15 protein-coding genes are annotated in these 14,792 nt (G+C 61.2%); 12 read left to right on the top strand and 3 right to left on the bottom strand.

Going from position 1 to position 14,792, the window contains the following annotated elements; all coding sequences use genetic code 11:
* The first annotated feature begins 180 nt into the window (after positions 1-180).
* The 3 genes from AO356_RS02860 (at position 181) to AO356_RS02850 (ending at position 2,524) form a co-directional block, all read left to right on the top strand.
* On the top strand, positions 181-702 hold the full coding sequence (locus AO356_RS02860; RefSeq protein ID WP_060738498.1) for a GNAT family N-acetyltransferase: 522 nt from the start codon (positions 181-183) through the stop codon (positions 700-702).
* 97 nt (positions 703-799) lie between these two features.
* Positions 800-2,212: an aspartate aminotransferase family protein gene (locus AO356_RS02855; RefSeq protein ID WP_060738497.1), complete on the top strand. Its 1,413-nt coding sequence runs from the start codon at positions 800-802 to the stop codon at positions 2,210-2,212.
* Positions 2,213-2,296: 84 nt separating this feature from the next.
* Positions 2,297-2,524 carry an MbtH family protein gene (locus AO356_RS02850; protein ID WP_060738496.1) on the top strand — a complete coding sequence of 76 codons (228 nt, stop codon included), beginning with the start codon at positions 2,297-2,299 and terminating at the stop codon, positions 2,522-2,524.
* Between the two features lie 192 nt (positions 2,525-2,716).
* Here the strand turns inward: AO356_RS02850 and AO356_RS02845 are convergent, their stop codons facing one another.
* Positions 2,717-3,613 (bottom strand): LysR family transcriptional regulator, encoded by an 897-nt coding sequence (locus AO356_RS02845; RefSeq protein WP_060738495.1) that lies wholly within the window; start codon positions 3,611-3,613, stop codon positions 2,717-2,719.
* Between the two features lie 103 nt (positions 3,614-3,716).
* Between AO356_RS02845 and AO356_RS02840 the strand changes: the two genes are divergently transcribed.
* Positions 3,717-4,562 (top strand): type 1 glutamine amidotransferase domain-containing protein, encoded by an 846-nt coding sequence (locus AO356_RS02840; protein ID WP_060738494.1) that lies wholly within the window; start codon positions 3,717-3,719, stop codon positions 4,560-4,562.
* A 132-nt stretch (positions 4,563-4,694) separates the two neighbouring features.
* Here AO356_RS02840 and ppsR read toward each other — a convergent pair whose 3' ends face one another.
* Positions 4,695-5,513, bottom strand: a complete 819-nt coding sequence (gene ppsR, locus AO356_RS02835) for a pyruvate, water dikinase regulatory protein (RefSeq protein ID WP_003199510.1) — start codon at positions 5,511-5,513, stop codon at positions 4,695-4,697.
* A 184-nt stretch (positions 5,514-5,697) separates the two neighbouring features.
* On the opposite strand from ppsR, the gene ppsA reads away from it, so the two are divergent.
* From ppsA to AO356_RS02795, 8 genes are all read left to right on the top strand, one after another.
* The gene (gene ppsA / locus AO356_RS02830) at positions 5,698-8,073 is read left to right on the top strand and encodes a phosphoenolpyruvate synthase (protein ID WP_060738493.1); all 2,376 of its coding nucleotides are present in this window, start codon (positions 5,698-5,700) and stop codon (positions 8,071-8,073) included.
* Positions 8,074-8,230: 157 nt separating this feature from the next.
* Complete coding sequence (locus AO356_RS02825) at positions 8,231-9,220, top strand: alpha/beta fold hydrolase (protein ID WP_060738492.1); 990 nt, start codon at positions 8,231-8,233, stop codon at positions 9,218-9,220.
* Between the two features lie 126 nt (positions 9,221-9,346).
* On the top strand, positions 9,347-9,838 hold the full coding sequence (gene rraA, locus AO356_RS02820) for a ribonuclease E activity regulator RraA (protein ID WP_060738491.1): 492 nt from the start codon (positions 9,347-9,349) through the stop codon (positions 9,836-9,838).
* A gap of 25 nt (positions 9,839-9,863) precedes the next feature.
* A complete protein-coding gene (locus AO356_RS02815; protein WP_060738490.1) occupies positions 9,864-10,859 on the top strand; it encodes a zinc transporter ZntB in 996 nt (331 codons plus the stop codon).
* A 64-nt stretch (positions 10,860-10,923) separates the two neighbouring features.
* Positions 10,924-11,169: a hypothetical protein gene (locus AO356_RS02810; RefSeq protein ID WP_014337331.1), complete on the top strand. Its 246-nt coding sequence runs from the start codon at positions 10,924-10,926 to the stop codon at positions 11,167-11,169.
* A gap of 2 nt (positions 11,170-11,171) precedes the next feature.
* Entirely contained in the window at positions 11,172-11,996 is an 825-nt protein-coding gene (locus tag AO356_RS02805; protein WP_003199523.1) for a mechanosensitive ion channel family protein, read from the top strand.
* Between the two features lie 91 nt (positions 11,997-12,087).
* Complete coding sequence (sigX, locus tag AO356_RS02800; RefSeq protein WP_003183614.1) at positions 12,088-12,678, top strand: RNA polymerase sigma factor SigX; 591 nt, start codon at positions 12,088-12,090, stop codon at positions 12,676-12,678.
* A 107-nt stretch (positions 12,679-12,785) separates the two neighbouring features.
* Positions 12,786-13,820: an OmpA family protein gene (locus AO356_RS02795; protein ID WP_060738489.1), complete on the top strand. Its 1,035-nt coding sequence runs from the start codon at positions 12,786-12,788 to the stop codon at positions 13,818-13,820.
* Between the two features lie 216 nt (positions 13,821-14,036).
* Here AO356_RS02795 and cobA read toward each other — a convergent pair whose 3' ends face one another.
* Positions 14,037-14,792, bottom strand: coding sequence for a uroporphyrinogen-III C-methyltransferase (gene cobA, locus AO356_RS02790; RefSeq protein ID WP_060738488.1), 756 nt, complete (start codon positions 14,790-14,792; stop codon positions 14,037-14,039).

The raw sequence follows: 14,792 nt of genomic DNA, 5'->3' as shown, positions 1-14,792 counted from the left end.
TTCGCTTGAGATCTAACTGTCTGGGACAAGATCGCAGCCTCGTTGCACTCGTCAGCTCCTACAGGCGCACTCGGCGGGAGGTCGTTGTACATCTGCTGTAACGACCTGCCATTGGCGCCCCGGCCTTATCCGGGTCTATGTTTTTTTCAGCTCGACTCAAGGACTGAGGAAAACCGCGCCATGGACACCTTCATCGAAATCTGCACAGCCACACCCAGCGATGCCGGCATCATCAGCCGCATCGCCGAACGCTCCATCCGGGTCGGGTGTGCCGTCGAACATCGCAACGATCCCACTGTCGTCGCCGCCTGGGTACGCAACAGCACCCTCGCGCATATCCGCCCCTGGCTGGTCGACCCACGCTTGCGCCTGACCCTGGCCCGTTTGCAGGGGCGGCCGACGGGTGTCGCCATGGCCTCGGCCAGTGGCCGGATCGCCTTCTGCTACGTACAGCCGGAGTCCTTCCGCCGCGGTGTCGGCCAGGCGCTGGTGCGGGACATCGAGGCCTGGCTGCGCGGGCGCGGCGTGGCCCGGGTGCGCCTCAACAGCACCCGTAGCAGCCAGGCGTTCTATCGACACCTGGGGTTCGAGCAAAGCGCTGATGCCTTCGCCATCGGCGGGGTCAAGGCCATTGCGATGCACAAGCCACTGATCGCGCCACAGGAGAAAGTGCTGCCCGCGAGTAAATCCCCCCGTGGCTGATGCGTTTCCACTACAGGAAACCTGCATGTGCGCCTCGACCGGATGCGCACCTGCCCGGTGTGTCGTTTTGGGTCACTACGTACTGCGGGGTCGAGAGATGTCAGTCGCCAACAGCCTTATCGAAGCACAGCCGGCCCGGGTCAGCCCCGTGCCGGCCGAGACGCTCTACCAGTTCAATGAGTCGCCGCTGCTGGCTCGCCAGAGTCGGCAGGAGTCCAATGCCCGCAGCTATCCACGGCGCATACCCCTGGCGCTCAAGCGCGCCAAGGGGTTGTATGTCGAGGACGTCGAGGGCCGCACCTTCATCGATTGCCTGGCCGGCGCCGGCACGCTGGCGCTGGGGCATAACCACCCGGTGGTGATCGACGCGATCCAGCAGGTGCTGGCCGACGAGCTGCCGTTGCACACCCTGGACCTGACCACGCCGGTCAAGGACCGCTTCGTCCAGGACCTGTTCGGCCTGTTGCCGGTGGAGCTGGCCGCCGAGGCGAAGATCCAGTTCTGCGGCCCCACCGGTACCGACGCGGTGGAAGCCGCCCTCAAGCTGGTGCGTACCGCGACCGGACGCAGCACCGTGCTGTCGTTCCAGGGCGGTTATCACGGCATGAGTCAGGGGGCATTGAGCCTGATGGGCAGCCTGGGGCCGAAGAAACCCTTGGGCGCCTTGCTCAGCAGCGGCGTGCAGTTCATGCCATACCCCTACAATTACCGCTGCCCGTTCGGGCTGGGCGGTGTCGAGGGCGTGAAGGCCAACCTGCATTACCTGGAAAACCTGCTGAACGACCCGGAGGCCGGCGTGCAATTGCCGGCGGCGGTCATCGTCGAAGTGGTGCAGGGCGAGGGCGGAGTCATTCCCGCCGACCTGGACTGGCTGCGCGGCTTGCGGCGGATCACCGAGCAGGCAGGGGTGGCGTTGATCGTCGATGAAATCCAGAGCGGCTTCGGTCGTACCGGCAAGATGTTTGCCTTCGAGCATGCCGGGATCATCCCGGACGTGGTGGTGTTGTCCAAGGCCATTGGCGGCAGCCTGCCGCTGGCGGTGGTGGTTTACCGCGACTGGCTCGACACCTGGTTGCCGGGCGCTCACGCCGGGACCTTCCGTGGCAATCAGATGGCCATGGCCGCCGGCTCGGCGGTCATGCGTTACCTGCGAGAGCACGACCTGCCGGCCCACGCCGCCGCCATGGGCGAACGCCTGAGCGAGCACCTGCACATCCTGCAGCGGGACTACCCGCAACTGGGCGATATCCGCGGTCGCGGGCTGATGCTCGGTGTCGAGTTGGTGGACCCGGCGGGCAAGCCGGACGCCCAGGGCCATCCACCGGTGCATGCACAGCTGGCGCCACGGCTGCAACGTGAATGCCTCAAGCGCGGGCTGATCCTGGAGCTGGGCGGTCGCCAGGGCGGCGTGGTGCGGTTCCTGCCACCGTTGATCATCACCCGGGCCGAAATCGACCGGGTCGCCGAGATTTTCGGGCGAGCCCTGCATGCGGCGGTCACCGAGAGCTAATTTTCAGCCGGCCCCGTACGTTCCTTTCATATCCTGGCTGCGCATGTGACGCAGCGAACCTCGAGCAAAGATGGAGAGACACCCATGACTTCAGTATTCGACCGCGAGGACATCGTCTTTCAGGTCGTGGTCAACCACGAAGAGCAATATTCGATCTGGCCAGACTACAAGGCCGTCCCCGAGGGCTGGCGTACCGTCGGTAAAAGCGGCTTCAAGAAGGAGTGCCTGGCCTACATCGAAGAAGTCTGGACCGACATGCGCCCGCTGAGCCTGCGCAAGAAAATGGACGAGCAGGCGGCTGCGACCCACTAAAATGTAGAGCCTGTGGCAGCAAGAAAGTTATCCACAGGAAGGCTGCGGGAGAATGCAAATCTTGCAGTCACATCAGAACCGCTGTGGGAGCGAGCTTGCTCGCGATAGCGGCGGATCGGCAACATCAATGCCGGCTGACACTCCGTAATCGCGAGCGAGCTCGCTCCCACAGAGGCCGGCCGGCGTTACCAGCTATCGCTCGATCAAAAAATCAATCAACGCCCGTGCCGCCGCCGGCAATTGCCGATGGGGCGGGTAGATGATTGAAAAGGGTCGGCTGCGCCCGCCAAAGTCCTCCAGCAAAGCCATCAGTTCCCCACGCTCGATTCGCTCCCGGACAATGAATTCATAGGTCTGGCAGATCCCCATCCCGGCCTGTGCCAGGGACACGATACCCAATACATCATCGGACACTTGCACATTGCCCGTCGGCAGCCATTCCCGGTCTTCATGATTGTCGCGAAACAGCCAGGGTGCGATGCGTCCGCTGCTGGGCATTACGAAGGGCAGGCAGGCGTGGGCAGCCAGTTCATCGACGTGCCGGGGCGTTCCGGCGCGCTGCAGGTAATGCGGCGCGGCCACCAGGCACAGTCCGGCGTCTTCGAGCTTACGCCCGACCAGGCCGCTGTCCGGCAGCGGCCCAAGGCGGATCGCCAGGTCATACCCCTCGGCCACCAGATCGACATTGCGGTTGGTGATACTCAGCTCGACCCGAACTTGCGGGTAAGCTTCGGCGAAACGCGACAGCAGCGATGGCAGGCGGTAATGACCGTAGGTGGTCGGTACGCTCAAGCGCACACGACCGGTCAAGACACCGTCCTGGCCCTGGATTCGCCGCTCGGCGTCGTCAATCAGGGCAAAGGCCGAGCGCGACTGTTCCAGGTACAAGGTGCCGGCATCGGTCAGGTTCAGGCGCCGGGTCGTGCGTCGCAACAGTTGCACGCCGAGCCGGGCTTCGAGGCGGGAGATGGCGCGGCTCAGGACCGAAGGCGTAGTGCCCAGTGCCACGGCACCGGCGCTGAGCGTGCCTTTTTCCACGACCGTGACGAAGGCTTCCACGTCGGCCAGATAATCGAATCGACGGGCCATTGTTGCCTCCAGGGGCCAAGTGATGTTCCGGTGCGCCAGTTTATCGCCGGTGAGCGCATCAATACAGTGAGCGCATCTTTTATCGAAACAGCCTGGAGTCATCATGAAAAAGCTCACGACCTTGGCAACGTCTGTCGTTCTGGCGGGTATTGGCGTCGCGGCCCATGCCGATAACGTGCTGGTGGTCCTGTCGGATTCCGATCATCTGGATCTGAACAACGGCAAGGTTTTCCCCACCGGGTTTTACCTCAACGAATTGCTGCAACCGGTGAAGCTGTTGCTGGATGCCGGTCACCACGTGACGTTCGCCACCCCGGAGGGCAAGGCGCCGACGCTGGACCGGTCCTCGGTGGACAAGATGTACTTCAACAATGATCCGGCGGAGCTGGAGCGCTACCAGGCGTTGCTGGCTCAACTGAACATCACTTCGGCCAAGGACTCGCCGGTGATCAGCCTGGCCCGTGTCGAGCAGATCGGTCTGGAGCAGTTCGATGCCCTGTACATTCCCGGCGGGCATGCGCCCATGCAGGATTTGCTCACGAGCGCACCGCTGGGGCGGGTGTTGACGCACTTCCATGACAAGGGCAAGACCACCGCGCTGGTTTGCCACGGGCCGATCGCGTTGCTGTCGGCCCTGCCTGATGCCAAGGGCTTCGTTGGTCAGTTGACTACCAAAGGCCAGGCCTCGGCCCCGTCGAATTGGATCTACGCCGGGTACAAAATGACCGTGATCAGCAATCAGGAAGAAGAACTGGCCAAGGGGCTGCTGGGCGGTGGGAGCATGAAATTCTACCCACAGACCGCGTTGCAGCAGGCTGGCGGGCAGTACAGCAGCAACACCACGCCGTGGACTGCCCATGTGGTGACGGATCGGGAATTGATTACCGGCCAGAACCCGGCGTCGGCGCTGGCGGTGGGGCAGGCGTTGGTTGAGCGGTTGAAACCATAGGCCGGAAGACTTCCCAACCCTTGTGGGAGCGAGCTTGCTCGCGATTGCGGCGGGTCGGCAAGATCAATGTTGGCTGACACTCCGTCATCGCGAGCAAGCTCGCTCCCACAGGTTTTCTGGCACACCGCCTGGTTATTTGAACCGCCGCTCCACCCCTTTCTCCACCAGGATCTTCGCCGAAATCTCTTCCACGGAAAAATGCGTGGAGTTGATATGGGGAATGTTCTCCCGCCGGAACAGGTTTTCCACCTCACGCACTTCGAACTCGCACTGGGCGTAGCTTGAATAACGACTGTTGGGCTTGCGCTCGTTGCGGATCGCCGTGAGGCGGTCCGGGTCGATGGTCAGGCCGAACAGCTTGTGCTGGTGGGCGCGCAGGGCGCTGGGCAGTTGCAGGCGCTCCATGTCGTCTTCGGTCAGCGGATAGTTGGCCGCGCGGATGCCGAATTGCATCGCCATGTACAGGCACGTCGGTGTCTTACCACAACGCGACACGCCCACTAGGATCAGGTCGGCCTTGTCGTAATAATGCGTGCGGGCGCCGTCATCGTTGTCCAGCGCGAAGTTCACCGCCTCGATCCGCTCCATGTAGTTGGAGTTGTGGCCAATGGAATGGGACTTGCCGACCGAGTAGGAAGAGTGCTCGCTCAGTTCCTGTTCCAAGGGCGCCAGGAAGGTGGAAAAAATGTCGATCATGAAACCATTGGACGTTGCAAGAATCTCACGGATGTCCTGATTGACGATGGTATCGAAGATGATCGGGCGGAAACCGTCGGTTTCGGCGGCTTTATTGATTTGCTGTACCATGGCCCGCGCCTTGTCGACGCTGTCGATGTACGGACGTATGAATTTGGCGAAGGTAATGTTTTCGAACTGTGCCAACAGGCTCTGGCCTAGCGTTTCGGCCGTGATGCCGGTGCCGTCGGAGATAAAGAAAGCAGATCGTTTCATTTGCGCCTTGGGCCTTAAGCTAGTGAGCTAGTGACGATTCTTGGATATGATAGGCGCGATTTGCCGGCCGCCAGTGGCCCGCATTCTCACTTATTTTCCAGGTCCAGGCCATATCGCCGGCAAGCGCTCCCCTGGAGCCGCCGGTGCCTTGAGCTTTTCCAACACAGTTAGTGGAGAGATCACCTTGGTAGAGTACGTAGTTTCCCTCGATAAGCTCGGCGTCCATGATGTGGAGCATGTGGGGGGCAAGAACGCATCCCTGGGCGAGATGATCAGCAACCTCGCCGGTGCCGGCGTATCGGTGCCAGGTGGCTTCGCCACGACCGCCCAGGCTTATCGTGATTTCCTGGAACTGAGCGGCCTGAACAAGCAGATCCACGATGCGCTCGATGCCCTGGACGTCGATGACGTCAACGCCCTGGCCAAGACCGGTGCCCAGATCCGTCAATGGATCATGGAAGCCGAGTTCCCCGAGAAACTGAACGCCGAGATCCGCACCGCTTTCGCCAAGCTGTCCGAAGGCAATCCCGATATCGCCGTCGCCGTGCGTTCCTCGGCCACCGCCGAAGACCTGCCGGATGCCTCCTTCGCCGGCCAGCAGGAAACCTTCCTGAACATCCGTGGCGTGGAAAACGTCATCCGTGCCGCCAAGGAAGTCTTCGCCTCCCTTTTCAACGACCGTGCCATTTCCTACCGCGTGCACCAGGGCTTCGACCACAAGCTGGTCGCCCTGTCCGCCGGTGTGCAGCGCATGGTCCGCTCCGAAACCGGCACCGCCGGCGTGATGTTCACCCTCGACACCGAGTCCGGCTTCCGTGACGTGGTGTTCATCACCGGCGCCTACGGCCTGGGTGAAACCGTCGTGCAGGGCGCGGTGAACCCGGATGAGTTCTACGTTCACAAGGGCACGCTGCAAGCCGGTCGCCCGGCCATCCTGCGCCGCAACCTGGGCAGCAAGGCCATCAAGATGATCTACGGCGACGAAGCCAAGGCCGGTCGCTCGGTGAAGACCGTCGACGTGGACAAGGCCGAGCGCGCGCGTTTCTGCCTGAGCGACGCCGAGGTCAGCGAGCTGGCCAAGCAGGCAATGATCATCGAGCAGCACTACAAGTGCCCGATGGACATCGAGTGGGCCAAGGACGGTGACGACGGCAAGCTGTATATCGTGCAGGCCCGTCCGGAAACCGTGAAAAGCCGCACCCAGGCCAACGTCATGGAGCGCTACCTGCTCAAGGAAACCGGCACCGTGCTGGTGGAAGGCCGGGCCATTGGCCAGCGCATCGGCGCGGGCAAGGTACGGATCATCAAGGATGTCTCGGAGATGGACAAGGTCCAGGCCGGCGACGTACTGGTCTCCGACATGACCGACCCGGACTGGGAACCGGTGATGAAGCGCGCCAGCGCCATCGTCACCAACCGCGGCGGGCGTACCTGCCACGCGGCGATCATCGCCCGTGAACTGGGGATCCCGGCCGTGGTGGGTTGCGGCAACGCCACCCAACTGCTCAAGGATGGCCAGGGCGTGACCGTTTCCTGCGCCGAAGGCGATACCGGCTACATCTTCGAGGGTGAACTGGGCTTCGACATCAAGAAGAACTCCGTGGACGCCATGCCGGAGCTGCCGTTCAAGATCATGATGAACGTCGGCAACCCGGACCGCGCCTTCGACTTCGCGCAGTTGCCGAACGCCGGTGTGGGCCTGGCCCGCCTGGAGTTCATCATCAACCGCATGATCGGCGTGCACCCCAAGGCACTGCTGAACTACGACGGCCTGCCCCAGGAAATCAAGGACAGCGTCGACAAGCGCATTGCCGGCTACAACGATCCGGTCGGTTTCTACGTCGAGAAGCTGGTGGAAGGCATCAGCACCCTGGCGGCGGCGTTCTGGCCGAAAAAGGTCATCGTGCGCCTGTCGGACTTCAAGTCCAACGAATACGCCAACCTGATCGGCGGCAAGCTCTACGAGCCGGAAGAAGAGAACCCGATGCTGGGCTTCCGTGGTGCGTCGCGCTATATCAGCGAATCGTTCCGCGACTGCTTCGAACTCGAGTGCCGCGCCCTCAAGCGCGTGCGCAACGAGATGGGCCTGACCAACGTCGAGATCATGGTGCCGTTCGTGCGGACCCTGGGCGAAGCGAGCCAGGTCGTCGACCTGCTGGCGGAAAACGGCCTGGCCCGTGGCGACAATGGCCTGCGCGTGATCATGATGTGCGAACTGCCGTCCAACGCCATCCTGGCTGAAGAGTTCCTCGAGTTTTTCGACGGTTTCTCCATCGGTTCCAACGACCTGACCCAGCTGACCCTGGGCCTGGACCGCGATTCCGGGATCATCGCTCACCTGTTCGACGAGCGGAACCCGGCGGTCAAGAAGCTGCTGGCCAATGCCATCGCCGCCTGCAACAAGGCCGGCAAGTACATCGGCATCTGCGGCCAGGGGCCTTCGGACCACCCGGACCTGGCCAAGTGGCTGATGGAGCAGGGCATCGAAAGCGTTTCGTTGAACCCCGACTCGGTGCTGGAAACCTGGTTCTTCCTGGCCGAGGGTCAGGCGGCGGTCTGATCGAGTGAAGGGACCTCACCGGTAATGTAAGCCGGGTAACCTATGTGGGAGCGAGCTTGCTCGCGATAGCGGAGTGTCAGCCAAGATTATTTTGCTGATCCACCGCAATCGCGAGCAAGCTCGCTCCCACAGTCGTCTTTTTTTGTGCAAGAAGATTATGCAAAGCAGCAGCAACCTTTTTCCTGTCGCCCTGATCAGCGCCGAGCGGCGCGGTGATCTGAGCGAAGATGTCTATCGCTTGAAACCCGGCAACAGCCCGGACTACAGCGTCGAGCTGGCCGTGACCCGGCTGGGCATGGCCGACGCGGGTGAAACCCGTGGCGTCCCGGTGATCCTGTTGCACGGCAGTTTTTCCAACCGGCGCTTCTGGTATTCGCCCAAGGGCCTGGGCCTGGGGGCGTACCTGGCACGCCTGGGATTCGACGTGTGGATCCCCGAGATGCGCGGCCATGGGCTCTCCCAGCGCAACCAGGGCTATCGCCACAATCGAGTGGCCGACTACGCCCGCTACGATTTGCCGGCCATTGGCGCCTTCGTGCGTGAACAGAGCGGGCAGGTTCCCCACTGGATCGGTCATTCCCTGGGGGGCATCACCCTGGCGGCAGCCTTGGGCGGCCACTACCTGGGCGAGCCTGCCGTGGCGTCGGCGGCGTTTTTCGGCACCCAGGTCAGCCGCACCTACTGGCCGCTGAAGATTCCGCCGGTGGAATGGAGCGGTCGCTTCATTCTCAAGCGCTTTGCCCAGTTATCCGGCTCGAGGCTCAAGCGTGGCCCCGAGGACGAGCCTATCGGCCTGGCCCTGGAAAGTATGCGTTGGTACGGTTTGTTCGGGCGTTTCGGCGATGCCGAGAAGAACTGGTGGGCCGGGTTGGCCGATGTCCAGTTGCCGGTGCTGGCGGTGAGTGCCGCGGGTGATCACCAGGACCCGACCTGGGCTTGCCGCAAGCTTTTCGATCAGATCGGCTCCGTGCACAAGCAGTTTGTCTGCCTGGGCCGGAGACAGGGTTTCACTGACGATTTCGGTCATGTCGAGATGCTGGTCAGCAAGGCCGCCCACCTTGAGGTCTGGCCGTTGGTGGCGCGTTGGCTCGAGGATCAACAGGCCCCCCTGCTGGCAGAACAGCCCCAGTTGGCCGAGGCGGTTTGAGGCGAAGGCTCTGACAAGGGCATTTCGCTCTGGTCGGCTTGCGGCTAAGATATGACGCTTCAAGCAGTTCCAGTCACAAACGGTTGCTCATTCAGTCTGACGTTCCAGCCTTCCAGGAGTTGTTCGATGAACCATTACCTCACGCCCGACCTGTGCGACGCCTACCCGGAACTGGTGCAGGTGTTGGAACCGATGTTCAGCAATTTCGGTGGCCGCGATTCCTTCGGCGGCGAAATCGTGACCATCAAGTGCTTCGAGGACAACTCGCGGGTCAAGGAGCAGGTTGAACTCAAGGGCAACGGCAAGGTGCTGGTGGTCGACGGCGGCGGTTCCCTGCGCCGGGCACTGCTGGGGGACATGCTGGCGGAAAAAGCCGCGAAAAATGGCTGGGAAGGGCTGGTGATCTACGGTTGCATCCGCGACGTCGACGTCATCGCCCAGACCGACCTCGGGGTCCAGGCCCTGGCCAGCCATCCGATGAAGACCGACCGGCGTGGTGTCGGCGAGCTCAATGTGGCAGTGACCTTTGCCGGCGTGACGTTCCGCCCGGGCGAGTATGTCTACGCCGACAACAACGGCGTGATCGTTTCGCCAAGCCCGCTGAAAATGCCTGAATGAAGCGCCACAGCCATAAGGGATGAGGATGTTCGAGGAAGAAAACGCGCAATGGGGGCTGGTGCATGCCCTGGTGCTGGACGGTAAAGGCGGCGCGCGTTCCATAGCCCGGACCGAACTCGACGATTTGCAGTTGCAGGCCCACGAAAGCCTGTGGCTGCACTGGGATCGCAGTCATCCGCAAACCCACACCTGGCTGCGCAAATCCAGCGGCCTGAGCGAATTCAACTGCGACCTGCTGCTCGAAGAGAACACCCGGCCGCGCTTGTTGCCGTTGCCCAACGCCGAACTGCTGCTGTTCCTGCGGGGGATCAACCTCAACCCGGGCGCCGAGCCGGAAGACATGGTGTCGGTACGGATCTTCGCGTCCGCCCAGCGGGTGATCTCCCTGCGCCTGCGTCCGTTGCGCGCCACCGATGAACTGTTGGCGCAACTGGCCGAGGGCAAGGGGCCGAAAACGGCCTCCGAACTCATCCTTTATATGGCGCAATACCTCACCAACAAGGTGCAGGACCTGGTCACTTGCCTGTCCGAAATCGTCGATGGCGAGGAAGAAAAGCTTGATACCGACGAACGGTATACCCCCGAGCACGACGCCATTTTGCACATCCGTCGAAGGGCCGCCGGACTCAAGCGATTCCTGGCGCCACAGCGGGACATCTTCGGCCAGATGACGCGGCTCAAGCTGCCCTGGTTTTTCGATGACGACGGCGACTATTGGAACGAATTGAACAACAGCCTGACCCGTTACCTCGAGGAGCTGGAATTGACTCGAGAGCGCGTGGGGCTTGTGCTGGAGGCCGAAGACCGGCGCCTTTCGGTGCGCATGAACCGCACCATGTACCGCTTCGGCATCGTCACCGGGATTTTCCTGCCGATGAGTTTTCTCACCGGCCTTTTAGGTATCAACGTCGGCGGCATTCCGTTTTCCGAAAGCCCCTACGGTTTCATGGTCGCGTGCCTGCTGATGATCTGCGTGGCACTGGGGCAGTGGTGGTTGTTCCGCCGTTTGCGCTGGGTGTGACAGGGGTTTCATGTGACCCGACGAAATTTGATCGCGTCTTCCACAGACATCACGAGAGGTGCGTATGCACGATCCGTTTGAACAGTCTTTGCGCGACATGCTCAAGGCCTCGCCGTCCAGCCGGGACGACGATGCATGCCTGGGACGTGTACTGAAAACCGCCAACCGCCAGGTCGGCGCGGGCGACCTGTTCAGTCTGCTGGGCCGCTGGTTGCCCGCACTGATGATCGCCCTGAATAACGGATCGGCCCATGTCTCGCCGGTTTCCCGCCGTAAACCTGTTACTCGCACCGCTGATAAGGCTGATTGAATATGGAACTTGATCTCTGGACCCAGAGCCTCGTCACGGCAATGACTGCGTTGTGGACCAAGGTAGCCAACTTCATCCCGAACCTCTTCGGGGCGTTGGTGGTGCTGTTGTTGGGTTTTGTCGTGGCCAAGCTGCTGGACACGCTGCTGTCCAAGTTGCTCGCCAAGCTGGGTCTCGATCGCCTGATGGGCGGCACCGGCCTGACCAAGTTGCTGTCCCGTGGCGGCATCCAGGTGCCGATCTCGACCTTGGTCGGCAAGATCGTCTATTGGTTCGTATTGCTGATTTTCCTGGTTTCCGCAGCAGAATCCCTTGGCCTTGAGCGAGTTTCAGCTACGCTCGATATGCTTGCATTGTATTTGCCGAAGGTTTTTGGTGCTGCGCTGGTGTTGCTGGTGGGTGTCCTGCTGGCACAACTGGCCAATGGGCTGGTGCGCGGAGCGGCCGAAGGCGTCGGGCTGGACTATGCCGCTGGCGTGGGGCGTATCGCCCAGGGCCTGGTGATTATCATCAGTATTTCGGTGGCGATCAGCCAGTTGGAGGTCAAGACTGACCTGCTCAACCACGTGATCGTGATCGTATTGATTACCGTTGGTCTGGCGGTTGCGCTGGCAATGGGATTGGGAAGCCGGGAAATCGCCGGTCAGATTCTTGCGGGAATCTATGTGCGTGAATTGTATGAGGTTGGGCAACAAGTGCGTGTTGGCGAGGTCGAAGGCCAGATCGAGGAGATCGGCACGGTGAAAACCACATTGCTGACCGAGGAGGGCGAGTTGGTGTCGCTTTCCAATCGGATCCTGCTGGAACAGCATGTGAGTAGCCGCTAACCCGGCAAACCCTGCTAATGTATGCCGCCGCGAAATGCCTGCTACCACAGGCTGCGGCGCACATTGACCTAGACTGTCGGCCCGACTTGTTTTGAACAAACCCCAATCGCTATCCACGCGCTACGACCCCCGTGATCTCTCCGATGAGGAGTTGGTCGCGCGCGCGCATACGGAGCTGTTCCACGTAACACGCGCCTATGAAGAGTTGATGCGTCGCTACCAGAGAACTTTATTTAACGTTTGTGCGCGTTATCTCGGGAACGATCGTGATGCTGACGATGTCTGTCAGGAGGTGATGTTGAAGGTGCTGTATGGCCTGAAGAACTTCGAGGGGAAATCGAAGTTCAAGACCTGGCTCTACAGCATCACGTACAACGAATGCATCACGCAGTATCGCAAGGAACGGCGAAAGCGTCGCTTGATGGACGCGTTGAGCCTGGACCCTCTCGAGGAAGCGTCGGAAGATAAGGCGCCCAAGCCCGAGGAAAAGGGTGGACTCGATCGCTGGCTGGTCTATGTAAACCCGATCGACCGGGAAATTCTGGTGCTACGATTTGTCGCAGAGCTGGAATTCCAGGAGATCGCAGACATAATGCACATGGGTTTGAGCGCGACAAAAATGCGTTACAAGCGCGCTCTTGACAAATTGCGTGAGAAATTTGCGGGCATTGCTGAAACTTAGTTCGGCGCAAATATCTCTTACGTGTAGGCAAGTTCTGATAGACTTGCCGCCGAGTTGTCCCCCGGTTTGCGGGACTGCTTCACAATCACCAGATGGGGATTTAACGGATGAAACTGAAAAACACCTTGGGCTTTGCCATTGGTTCTTTGATTGCTGCCACTTCGTTCGGCGCTCTGGCACAAGGCCAAGGCGCAGTTGAAATCGAAGGCTTCGCCAAGAAAGAACAATTCGACAGCGCTCGTAACTTCAAGAACAACGGCAACCTGTTCGGCGGTTCGGTTGGTTACTTTCTGACCGACGACGTTGAACTGCGTCTGGCCTACGACGAAGTGCACAACGCACGTACCGACGACGGCACTAACGTCAAGGGCGCCAACACCGCTCTGGACGCCCTGTACCACTTCAACAACCCAGGCGACATGCTGCGTCCTTACGTTTCGGCCGGCTTCTCCGACCAGAGCATCGACCAGAATGGCAGCAACGGTCGTAACCGTTCTACCTTCGCCAACGTTGGTGGCGGCGCCAAGCTGTATTTCACCGAGAACTTCTACGCCCGTGCCGGCGTTGAAGCTCAGTACAACATCGACCAGGGCGACACCGAGTGGGCGCCAAGCGTTGGTATCGGTGTGAACTTCGGTGGCGGCTCCAAGCCTGCTGCTGCTCCAGTTCCAGCTCCGGCTGAAGTCTGCTCCGACAGCGACAACGACGGCGTGTGCGACAACGTCGACAAGTGCCCTGACACCCCAGCCAACGTAACCGTTGACGCTGATGGCTGCCCAGCAGTTGCCGAAGTCGTTCGTGTTGAGCTGGACGTCAAGTTCGACTTCGACAAGTCGGTCGTCAAGCCTAACAGCTACGGCGATATCAAGAACCTGGCTGACTTCATGAAGCAGTACCCATCCACCAGCACCACTGTTGAAGGTCACACTGACTCCGTCGGTCCTGACGCTTACAACCAGAAACTGTCCGAGCGTCGTGCAAACGCCGTTAAGCAAGTTCTGACCAACCAGTACGGTGTTGAATCGTCCCGCGTTCAGTCTGTTGGCTACGGCGAAACCCGCCCAGTTGCCGACAACGCCACTGAAGCTGGTCGTGCAGTTAACCGTCGCGTAGAAGCGCAGGTTGAAGCTCAAGCTAAGTAATTAGCCCACAGCTTTGGAAAAGCCCGGCCTAGGCCGGGCTTTTCTTTGCCCGGGATTTATGAAAATGAGGGGGGCGTTGCCGCAAGACCGTTGGTTAAACACAACACCTGTGGGAGCGAGCTTGCTCGCGATAGCGGTGTGTCAGCCAGTATTGATGCTGCTGACCCGACGCTATCGCGAGCAAGCTCGCTCCCACATTGGGTTGGGTGTTGTTTGTTACAGCGCCGAAGCCTGAACCCACGCAGGCTGTGATGCGGCCAGTTCGGCAGCACCGGCCACCGCGCCAATCACCAGGATCGCCGGGCTCTTGAGCTGGAAGGCGCTGGCATCGGCTTCCATCGAGGCCAGGTCGCTGCGGCAATCACGCTGGTGGGGCAGGGAGGCGTTTTCGATCATGGCCACGGGCGTGTTCGCCGCCAGGCCACCGGCCAGCAACTGCTCACGGATCTCGCTCAGTTTCGCCACGCCCATGTACACCACCAGCGTTGTGCCGCTTTGAGCCAAGGCTTGCCAGTTCAGGCTGCTACCGTCCTGGGTGTGGGCCGTGACGAGGGTCACGCCCCGGGCAATCCCGCGCAGGGTCAGTGGAATATCGCACTGGGTCGCCCCCGCGAGGCCGGCGGTGATGCCGTTGACCAGCTCCACCTCGACGCCATGCTCGCGCAACCACTGCGCTTCTTCGCCGCCGCGGCCGAAGATGCACGGGTCGCCGCCCTTGAGGCGCACCACGCATTTGCCCTGGCGGGCATAACGCAGCATCAGCCGATGAATGAAGGCCTGGGGGGTGGAGCGACAGCCGCCGCGCTTGCCCACGGCAATGATGCGCGCAGCGGGGCAGTGCTCCAGCACCGCGGCATTGACCAGGTCGTCGATCAACACCACGTCGGCCTCGCCCAAGGCGCGCACGGCTTTGAGGGTCAGTAATTCAGGGTCACCGGGACCTGCACCCACCAGCCAGACTTTTGCGTTCAT

This window comes from Pseudomonas fluorescens, assembly GCF_001307275.1.
Classification (GTDB): Bacteria; Pseudomonadota; Gammaproteobacteria; order Pseudomonadales; family Pseudomonadaceae; genus Aquipseudomonas; species Aquipseudomonas fluorescens_AA.
The sequence above is the reverse complement of the archived record's forward strand: the minus strand, read 5'-3'. Positions and strand labels throughout refer to the sequence as shown.

What these genes read in the sequence shown, in the direction of transcription:
- AO356_RS02860 (WP_060738498.1), top strand. Translation starts at nt 181, where the DNA reads ATGGACACCTTCATCGAAATCTGCACAGCCACACCCAGCGATGCCGGC.
- AO356_RS02855 (WP_060738497.1), top strand. Translation starts at nt 800, where the DNA reads ATGTCAGTCGCCAACAGCCTTATCGAAGCACAGCCGGCCCGGGTCAGC.
- AO356_RS02850 (WP_060738496.1), top strand. Translation starts at nt 2,297, where the DNA reads ATGACTTCAGTATTCGACCGCGAGGACATCGTCTTTCAGGTCGTGGTC.
- AO356_RS02845 (WP_060738495.1), bottom strand. Translation starts at nt 3,613, where the DNA reads ATGGCCCGTCGATTCGATTATCTGGCCGACGTGGAAGCCTTCGTCACG.
- AO356_RS02840 (WP_060738494.1), top strand. Translation starts at nt 3,717, where the DNA reads ATGAAAAAGCTCACGACCTTGGCAACGTCTGTCGTTCTGGCGGGTATT.
- ppsR (WP_003199510.1), bottom strand. Translation starts at nt 5,513, where the DNA reads ATGAAACGATCTGCTTTCTTTATCTCCGACGGCACCGGCATCACGGCC.
- AO356_RS02825 (WP_060738492.1), top strand. Translation starts at nt 8,231, where the DNA reads ATGCAAAGCAGCAGCAACCTTTTTCCTGTCGCCCTGATCAGCGCCGAG.
- rraA (WP_060738491.1), top strand. Translation starts at nt 9,347, where the DNA reads ATGAACCATTACCTCACGCCCGACCTGTGCGACGCCTACCCGGAACTG.
- AO356_RS02815 (WP_060738490.1), top strand. Translation starts at nt 9,864, where the DNA reads ATGTTCGAGGAAGAAAACGCGCAATGGGGGCTGGTGCATGCCCTGGTG.
- AO356_RS02810 (WP_014337331.1), top strand. Translation starts at nt 10,924, where the DNA reads ATGCACGATCCGTTTGAACAGTCTTTGCGCGACATGCTCAAGGCCTCG.
- AO356_RS02805 (WP_003199523.1), top strand. Translation starts at nt 11,172, where the DNA reads ATGGAACTTGATCTCTGGACCCAGAGCCTCGTCACGGCAATGACTGCG.
- AO356_RS02795 (WP_060738489.1), top strand. Translation starts at nt 12,786, where the DNA reads ATGAAACTGAAAAACACCTTGGGCTTTGCCATTGGTTCTTTGATTGCT.
- cobA (WP_060738488.1), bottom strand. Translation starts at nt 14,792, where the DNA reads ATGAACGCAAAAGTCTGGCTGGTGGGTGCAGGTCCCGGTGACCCTGAA.